This window comes from Streptomyces albospinus (genome assembly GCF_014648695.1).
Lineage (GTDB): Bacteria > Actinomycetota > Actinomycetes > Streptomycetales > Streptomycetaceae > Streptomyces > Streptomyces albospinus.
In genome coordinates this window covers 1,066-6,859 of the sequence record NZ_BMRP01000022.1, presented here as the reverse complement: position 1 = coordinate 6,859, position 5,794 = coordinate 1,066, and the positions used below count along the sequence as shown (strand labels likewise).

Here is a 5,794-nt window from a genome sequence, read left to right as displayed (position 1 = left end):
GGTCGGCGGGCCAGTGGGTCGGCGGGCATCACCGGCGTCGGCCCGGCGGATGAAGGCGCCCGCTGACGTCGAAAGGGAGAGTGCCGGGGAGGACGTCTGAGCCCCGCACCACACCCGGCAGTTGTCCGGGCGGCGTCAGCCGAACGTCAGCGGAACCGCCGGCGCACGGAAGCAGGCTGCCCGCGTCCCCGGCGGCCGGACCGGCTACTTCCAGGTCGGGGTGACCACCGGCGACGGGCGACGGCGCCGCAGCCGCCACTTGATCGCAAGAAACGTGGCGATCACGGTGCCCAGCAGCCCCCAGCGGAACGGTTCCGAAGCCACGAAATCCGTCCAGGAGAAGCCCTGGTCCGCGGCCGTCCGCACCTCGGCCGGTGAGGGACCGCCGCTCAGCAGCAGGGCCTGCCCGCTTCCGCCGGCGCCCCGGACGGGCCGGTCCCAGGATCGGGCGACGTTCGTGGACGCGTCGGGCCACTCGGCCTTGAACCGGCCGTCGTCCACCTTGTGGAAGGGCACGTTGGTCAGGTCGACACCGCCGAAGACGTAGGTCTTCTCGTAGATGTCATTCCCCTCCGTCGTACGGCGCGTGACCTTGAATTCGCCCTTCTTGTACGAGTCGACGTAGTCGTCGAACGTGTCACGCGGTTTCCAGTCGGTCTTGGTGGTCCACTGGCCGATGTCGCCCCGGTCGATGAGTTTCGCGTACGCCGCGTTCTTGCGCCGGCTGATGTCGCGGTACCACTCGGCGGCGACCCGGCTCAGATACACGCGCCGCAACTCGGCGTATTCCGGCGCGGTGTTCACCGCCTCTTCCACCTTCGGAAGGATCAGGCTGCGGAAGAGGGACTCGTTGTGGTCCTCGACGGACTTCTCCTGCCGGGTGCACGCCTGAGTGCCGCTGACGCCACGCCCTTGCAGATACTGGGTCTCCATCTTCACCTTGAGCGGCGCGTCCATGATGTACAGCTCGTCCGGTGTCGCATGGACCTTGGCCTCGCCCGGCACGATCCAGGTGCGCATGGACATGCACCTGCCCTGGATCTGGTCCCAGTAACTGGCGCCGAGCTTCGTATCGGGGTGGATCAGTTGCGCAATCGTCTTCTTCATGCGCAAGTCGGCCTGGAGCAGGATGCGTCCGGCGTCGGTACGTCCGAATGCGGAGTCGATGATCCGGTCGGGCTCGTTGGGATTGAGATTCACCCAGAACGCGGACGGGCGCAGCGACAACCAGACGAAGAAGGCGTCCGACGCCTCCTGCACCGCCTGCACCCCGTCCGACCGCCGGTTCTCACCGCTGGTCCCGACGGGCTCGGCCGCCATGGAGTAGCGCAGACCGGTCTTCGCCGAACCGGTGTCGGCCATGTAGCGCAGGTTCAGTGAGGAGAAGTCGATACCGCCGGGGTCGGATTCGGGCATCGCCAGCATCTTGGCGAGCGCGGACGGCTGCCTGTCCCGGGAAGTGCCCCCGGGGTCGCCTTCGCCGCAGGGGTAGGCGGCGTTGACGACGGAGCCGGCGAGCGGTGCATGCGCCGCCATCAGGGCGAACGGCTGACCGGGCCTCGGCCGCCCCATTCCGGAGGTCTGGCAGTCGCTGCCGGTGCCGGTGCCTGGGGTGAAAGCGGAGTCCACTGCGGACTGTGTCTTCGGGTCGGGGGCGGACTTTTTCTCCTTCTTGCGCTGGAGCTCGGTGTCCAGGCCCTTGTTGATGGCCTCGCGCACCTGCTTCGAGTCCCCGCCCGCCCAGCTCTGGTGCGGGACGGAGTAGAAGATCTTGACGTGCGGTGCATATTTCCGAAGCTGGACATCACAGGAGTTCGGGCCGTTCCTGCACGGTGAGCGCTCGGACCACAGCGCCACCATCCGATCCCACGAGATGCCCTTGCGCTGAAGCGTCCAGAGCAGCTCCATCTCCGAATGGCGGGTGCTCTGGTTGTTGAGCCTGGGGACCACCATCAACGCCGTGACACCAGGATCCAGCCCCAAGGCCGCGAACAGATCCGGACTGTCCGCAGCCTCCGTGATCCTGAACCCGCCGTACTTCCTGCTGAGTTCCTCAAGCGCCTTCTCAGGGTTCGCGGAATGCCGGGCCGCCTCGACCTCTGCGGTCATGTCCACGAAGCCGACCGCGGCATTGCGGTTCAGGGCACTGTCGTCCCCGGGAGTCGCCATACCGGCCCTGACCCGCTGCTCGTAGCCGATCCGGCTGATGGGATGGCCGTAGAGCGGTATCTGCCCCCACTCATCGGGCGTCGGAGGCTTCGGCTTGGCGGCGGGCAGCGCATGGGCGGGCGGCAGCGTTTCGGCCGACATCGGGGCGAGGGCAGCCGCCGTCACGACAACCGCCGTCACCAGTCGGCGTGCCCACGGACCTGAATTCCGGAGCCGCGGCCTGGACTCGTCTCCCGGCCGAGGCAGCGACGCAGACGTTCCGGGAGCTGCCGGTCTGGAGCGCTTGTTGCGGAACGGGGATCTCATGGACAAACAACTCCGGTTGAGTGTCGCGGGGTTGACCCGCCAATTCTCCCGGAAGACGTTGAAATACCGATGAAATTTCGGTCAAGCGGCTGCCCGGGCCACCCCGATCAGCGGACACGCCGGCCCGGGACCGCCCCTCGCGGAGGTCGCCCGCCGGCTCAGAGGTTGGTGAGCTTTTCGCCCTTGAGGTCCTCAAGGGTGTGGTCGACACACACCGCCAGGATGACCAGCAGAGTCTCGTCGTGTTGGCTCATCACGTCGACGGCGTACGCGTCCCGGATGCTGAACCAGCGCCTGGAAATGTGAGCCAGGGTGCTGCCCTCGTGCTGGATGTCGAACTCGCGGTCCCAGAAGTTCCCGACTATCCGCAGCCGCCGCCCGTCTCGCAGCGTGACCTTGAAACGGTCCCCGAAGAGGCTGAACGCCCGCTTGCTGATCCGGCCCACCAGCTCGCCGTCCCGCTTGATCAGGATGGTGTGGTGGAAGGTGAAGGCCTTCTTGACGATGCTGGCGATCTGGTTGCCCTGGGTGTCCACGAAGTCGAAGGTGGTCCGCAGCCGCAGCAGTTTCCGGTTGACCTTGTACAGCTTCTCCCGGTGCTCGGTTTCGATCCAGGCCTCCTCATGGAAAGCCAACATGCGATCGCGTACCAGGTAACGCATGGAAATTCCCCGTCCAGATCGTTTGTGCCAGGCCGGCCGGTGGCACCGTGCCGGCCCAGAGCGTAACGGGGATCCGAGTCCGACGAGACCAGGGGGCCGCGTACAGGGCAGAGCAGCGGCTGCACGTCCGGTGCGGCGTCCGCCGGCTCCGCGCTGCGACCGCGGGAGCCCGCCCCCGAGCACCGCGTGCCCGCACCGCCGTCAGCAGGGGTACACCCGGCGGCGGTCGAAGTGGGCGAGCAGCCGCTGTACGGCCTGGTCCCGGGCGCTCCGCGGCTCCTCCGCCGTGACGCACTGCGCGGCGTAGCTGCGCACCATCTCCGACCACACATAGTGCCCCTGGGCATGTTCTTCGAGGAGGTGGGCGTCGCACAGTTCGGCGAGGTGCCGGCGGGTGCGCTCGGTGTCCTGGCCGGCCAGCACGCCGGCGTCCTGGGTCTCCACATACGGGCCGGGGTGCAGGCCGAGGAAGCGGAAGAGCCGGGCGGCACCGCTCGACAGGGCGCGGTAGCTGAGATAGAGGCAGGTCTCCATGGCCAGATCGGCGTCGTGCGCGGACAGCTCCTGTAGCCAGCGGCTCTCGTCGGCCAGCTTCTTCGTCCAGCAGTTCAACGACCACTCGGGGTGCGCCATCAGCCGTACGGCGGCGATCCGCAGCGCCAGCGGCAGCCGGTCGCACCGCGCGACGAGCACCCCGGCCGCCGCCGCGTCCGCCTCGATGCGCTGCCGCCCCAGTGCGTTGGCCAGCAGTTCCAGCGCCTCCTCCGTGGTGAGCGGCCCCACCCTGACCAGTGCGGCGCCGTCCCGCACCACCAGTCCGCTCAGCCGCCGTCGGCTGGTCACCACCGCCAGACAGCCCGGCGTCGCGGGCAGGAGGGGGCGCGCCTGCTCGGTGGTGCCGGCATTGTCCAGCAGAACGAGCATCCGCCGGCCGGCGAGCAGCGAACGGTAGAGCGCCGCCGCCTCCGTCACGGACTCGGGTATCTCCGCTTCCCGGACGCCCAGGGTCCGCAGGAACGCCGCCAGTACGGTGCCGGGCCGCATCGGGGGCCGCTCGAACCCCCGCAGGTCCGCGAAGAGCTGCCCGTCCGGGAACTCCGCCTTGCGGTGGTGCGCCCATCGCACCGCGAGGGTGGTCTTGCCGGTCCCGCCCGCGCCGGCGAGTACCACGCACGCCGGCCGCGGCACCCGCTCCAGATGCTGGTCCAGCACCGCGAGTTCCCGGTCACGGCCGCAGAAGTCCGCGACGACGGGCGGCAGTTGGGCGATCCGGGGCGGGGGTCCGGGCCGGTGGTCGTAGCCGTACGGCGCGGCGTACGGGGCGGTGTACGGCGTCGCACCCGGGCCTGCCTGTGACGGCCTCCCGTGGGGCGCCGGGGCCGGCGGCGGCGCGTAGGCGGGCGCGGCCGGTGCCGGGGGCCGCACAGCGGGCCGCGGGCGGTCGGCGGCGGCCGGCGCGCGGCTGCGGCTGCCTCCGAGGACCGCCAGGTACGCCTCGCTCAGCGCCGGGCCGGGGTCGATGCCCAGTTGCTCCTTCAGGTGGCGGCGGGCCCGGTGGTAGTGGTCGAGGGCCTCGGCCTGCCGGCCGCTCGCCTGAAGGGCCCGCATGAGGAGCGCGGTCAGCTCCTCGTGCAGCGGATGCTCCGCGATCCACCCGGTCAACTCCGTGACCAGTTCCCCGTACCGGCCGAGCAGCATCAGCCGCCCGCCGAGCTCCTGCAACGCGGCCAGCCGCCCCTGCGACAGGCCGACGCCCAGCGTCCGGCGCACCCGCTCGCCGGGCACATCGGCCAGCGCCTCGCCCCGCCACAGCCCCAGGGCCTGACGCAGCATCGCGACCGCCGCCCAGGGGTCGGCGTCCCGGGCACCGGCGACCAGGCTGCGGAAGCGGTGCACGTCCACCGAGCCGGGATCGGCGAGCAGGACGTACCCCTGCCCCCGCGTGGCGAGTTCGGCATGGCCCGCCAGCAACTGCCGCAGCCGGTGCACATGGTTGTGGACCACGCCCCGCGCCCGCGCCGGCGGATCCCCGTCCCATGCCAGGTCGATCAGCCGGTGCACCGGGACCGCCTGGTTGACCTCGCCGATCAGTACCGCGGCCACGGTACGGACGCGGCCCGCCCCCAGAGCCAGTGACAGGCCCTGGTCCGTCTCGATCTCCACCGGCCCTAGGAGCCTCAACTGAACCATCGTGCCCTCTTGTGCGTACCGCCGAACGGGGCGCGCCCTGCACGCCCTTGCCCAAGTAAAGACCATGGGAACGGCGACGGGGTGTCAGCCCCACCCCCTCCTCTCACTATGTGGACATGTCTGGTGCGTCCGGATGCGGCCGGACCCGGTCCGATGCGGTGCGATGCGGCCGATGCCGTCCGTTGGGGGCCGATGGCGGGAATCGGCCCGCATGAGCGCGCTATGAGCGGTTCATGAGCGGCACTGCCGAGCCTGGTGTCCGTGCCGGAGCGGCGGCTCTACCCGCTGATCCGGCCCGGTCTCCGTTGCCGCGGAGACGACAACCCCCCATAACCCCCCATTGATCATTGGTCGAGGAGAAGAATGTCCACTTCGGGCGTACTGAAGAAGAGCGTGGCAGCGGTGACCCTGGGAGCCGCGCTCACCGTTGCGGGTGCCGCCTTCCCGGCAACCGCATCGGCCGCACC

The 5,794-nt window shown here is 70.0% G+C and carries 3 protein-coding genes; all 3 read right to left on the bottom strand.

Features of this window, described 5'->3' with window-relative positions; translation table 11 throughout:
* Positions 1-204: 204 nt before the first annotated feature.
* The gene (locus IEZ17_RS26540; RefSeq protein ID WP_189304318.1) at positions 205-2,310 is read right to left on the bottom strand and encodes a nucleic acid/nucleotide deaminase domain-containing protein; all 2,106 of its coding nucleotides are present in this window, start codon (positions 2,308-2,310) and stop codon (positions 205-207) included.
* A 323-nt stretch (positions 2,311-2,633) separates the two neighbouring features.
* Positions 2,634-3,137: an LURP-one-related/scramblase family protein gene (locus IEZ17_RS26535; protein ID WP_189304316.1), complete on the bottom strand. Its 504-nt coding sequence runs from the start codon at positions 3,135-3,137 to the stop codon at positions 2,634-2,636.
* A 201-nt stretch (positions 3,138-3,338) separates the two neighbouring features.
* Positions 3,339-5,300 carry an AfsR/SARP family transcriptional regulator gene (locus tag IEZ17_RS26530; RefSeq protein ID WP_189304314.1) on the bottom strand — a complete coding sequence of 654 codons (1,962 nt, stop codon included), beginning with the start codon at positions 5,298-5,300 and terminating at the stop codon, positions 3,339-3,341.
* Positions 5,301-5,794 lie beyond the last annotated feature (494 nt).

Excerpts from the sequence above, each read along its gene's own strand:
- IEZ17_RS26535 (WP_189304316.1), bottom strand. The coding sequence starts at position 3,137 with ATGCGTTACCTGGTACGCGATCGCATGTTGGCTTTCCATGAGGAGGCC.
- IEZ17_RS26540 (WP_189304318.1), bottom strand. The coding sequence starts at position 2,310 with ATGTCGGCCGAAACGCTGCCGCCCGCCCATGCGCTGCCCGCCGCCAAG.